We start from the raw sequence: 1,868 nt of genomic DNA, 5'->3' as shown, positions 1-1,868 counted from the left end.
GGAAACGAAGCTGGCGACGATTTGGCAGGAGGTGCTGGGGCTTGCGAAGGAGATTGGCGTTCACGACAACTTCTTCGACATCGGTGGTCACTCCCTGCGGGCAACGACGCTGGCAGGCAAAGTATTTAAGGAATTAAACGTCAACCTGCCGCTGCGCGACGTATTCCGTCACTCGACGATTGCAGCGATGGCTGAGGCGATCGCCCGAATGGAACGGCGGGAGCATGAGGGCATTCCTCAAGCGGAGGAGAGAGAGTATTACCCTCTGTCCTCCGCGCAGAAACGGCTGTTTATTCAGCACACGCTGGATGGAGCGGATCAGCTTTACAACATGCCGGAACTGGTGCAGGTGGAAGGCGAGTTTGATTTAGACCGGTTGGAAGCCGCCTTGCGGAAATTGATAACACGGCATGAATCGCTGCGCACCGGTTTTGAAATCGTGAAGGGGAAAGCGGTTCAGCGGATTTACCCGCAGGTCGATTTTGCTGTCGAGCATCATCAAGCGGATAAAGAGGATGCGGCTCAAATCGAGCAGATCGTCCGCAGCTTCGTTCGTCCATTTGATCTCGGCAAGCCGCCTCTGCTGCGCGCCGGGGTCATCGAGCTAGAGCCGAACCTGTATATTCTCATTTTCGACATGCACCATATGGTGTCCGACGGCGTATCAATGGCGATTGTGATCGATGAGTTCTCGAGTTTCTACGCTGGGGAAGAGCTGCCGTCACTGCGCATTCAATACAAGGATTATGTCGTTTGGCAGCAGTCGAAGGCTTACCGAGAACGGATCGGGCGGCAGGAAGCGTACTGGCTGCAAACCTTTAAAGGCGAGCTGCCAACGGCGAACCTGCCGATGGACTACAAACGGTCTGCGGCTCGCAGCTACGAAGGTGCACATCTGGAGTTTGACGTCGAAGCTTCTCTCTCTACACGGCTGCACGAATTGGCGGCAGAGCGTGAAAGCACGCTGTTCATGGTGCTGCTTGCGGCTTATACCGTGCTGCTGTCCAAATACAGCGGGCAGGAGGACTTGATCGTGGGCACCCCGGTGGCGGGAAGAACGAATGCCGATTTGGAACCGGTCATCGGAATGTTTGTCAATACACTGGCGATCCGCAATCGTCCGTCGAGCGACAAAACGTTTTTGTCCTACCTGGAAGAAGTGAAGGAAACGGCTTTGGGTGCTATCGAGAACCAGGATTATCCATTCGAGGAGCTCGTGGAACGTTTGAATGTGAAGCGGGAGCCGGGCCGATTCCCGCTGTTCGATGCCGTTTTCGACTTGCAAAATATCGAAGAACGAGACGTCGAGCTGGAAGGGGTCAGCCTGAAGAATTACGAGCTTGACCATTTGGAAGAAGCGAAGTTCGATCTGACGCTGTTTATGTATGAAAACAACGGGGCGCTGAGCGGGGGCTTCTTCTACGCCACTAAGCTGTTCAAAGAAGCGACGATCCGTACCTTGACCGAGGATTACCTGCGGGTACTGTCACAAATTGTGGAAAATCCGCAACTTGAGCTAAGTCGGATTGAATGTCATAAACCGGCGGCTGGCGAAAAGAGTGCCGTCGATACGATCGAATTCGCGTTCTAATCCTATAAGTGCGTGTTCAAAAAGGTCGGTTTTCAGCACCGAGAAAGTTGGATGAAGCTAGGGCCTGAGGAGCGGAGCGTACGTTTTGGGTACATGAGCACCTGAGATGTTTCCGCAGGAAACATACTTCGTAAGCATCTGCTTAGGCCCGGCTGAATTCAAGATTCGATGCCGAGTCCACTTCATGATTTATTTCGTGATCAAAAGCGGACTTTTTGAACAACCTCTATAAGCGCGCCTCCGCCGTCAAGCGAAAGCGGCGCACATCCCAAGGAAG

The 1,868-nt window shown here is 53.5% G+C and carries 1 protein-coding gene; it reads left to right on the top strand.

The window, feature by feature from the left end:
* A partial coding sequence (locus tag AZ66_RS28865; RefSeq protein ID WP_044358075.1) for a condensation domain-containing protein occupies positions 1-1,591 on the top strand: 1,591 nt, incomplete at its 5' end.
* Positions 1,592-1,868 lie beyond the last annotated feature (277 nt).

It is taken from the genome of Paenibacillus sp. E194 (assembly GCF_000935845.1).
Taxonomy (GTDB): Bacteria; Bacillota; Bacilli; order Paenibacillales; family Paenibacillaceae; genus Paenibacillus_B; species Paenibacillus_B alvei_B.
The sequence above is the reverse complement of the archived record's forward strand: the minus strand, read 5'-3'. Positions and strand labels throughout refer to the sequence as shown.